Source organism: Corynebacterium sp. HMSC035E02 (assembly GCF_001836065.1).
Lineage (GTDB): Bacteria > Actinomycetota > Actinomycetes > Mycobacteriales > Mycobacteriaceae > Corynebacterium > Corynebacterium hiratae.
The window spans coordinates 1309-2014 of the sequence record NZ_KV827372.1 but is presented as its reverse complement, the minus strand read 5'-3'; the positions used below and the strand labels follow the sequence as shown (position 1 = coordinate 2014).

Genomic DNA, 706 nt, shown 5'->3' with positions numbered 1-706 from the left:
TGCCACGGTGACTGTCACGGTTGAGCAGCCGGATGCTCCCGAGGCCGATGTGTCCGTGGATGCTATCCCGGACATGAAGGTTCCCCGTGGTGAAAAGGTTTCCATCCCGGTAAAGGCAACTGATGGTGCGGAGGTAGCCGTTGATGGTCTGCCTGAGTTCCTGAAGTACAACCCGGATACCAACGCGATCGAGGGCGAGGTGCCGGCAGATGCTGAGCTGAAGTCCTATGACATCAAGGTCAAGGCGACCAAGGATGGAAAGAATGCCTCGGATGAGTTCAAGCTCACGGTAACCGAGCGGATGATCGAGGATCCGGACACTGATGGTGACGGTATCCCTGATTCTCAGGATCCCGACATTGATGGTGATGGTGTCAACAACTCTGATGAGAAGGCTGCTGGCACTGACCCGTACAACCCGGATACCGATGGCGACGGCGTCAACGATGGTGACGAGGACACCGACGGTGACGGCAAGCCGAACAAGGACGAGTCCAACCCGAATGAGGACAAGATCACCGATAAGGATGGTGATGGCATCCCGGACATCATTGACCGTGATGATGAGGATGGTCCGAAGGGTGACAAGGACGGCGACGGCATCATCAATGAAGAGGACCCGGACGCTGACGGCGATGGTGTTTCTAATGATGATGAGAAGGAAGCCGGTCTTGATCCGTTGAACCCGGATACCGATGGTGACGGC

Annotated in this window: 1 protein-coding gene; it reads left to right on the top strand. The window is 56.4% G+C overall.

From position 1 onward, the window contains the following. Positions 1 to 706, top strand: a 706-nt coding sequence (locus HMPREF2635_RS13460; protein ID WP_246824879.1) for a putative Ig domain-containing protein, incomplete at both ends; no start/stop codon positions are given.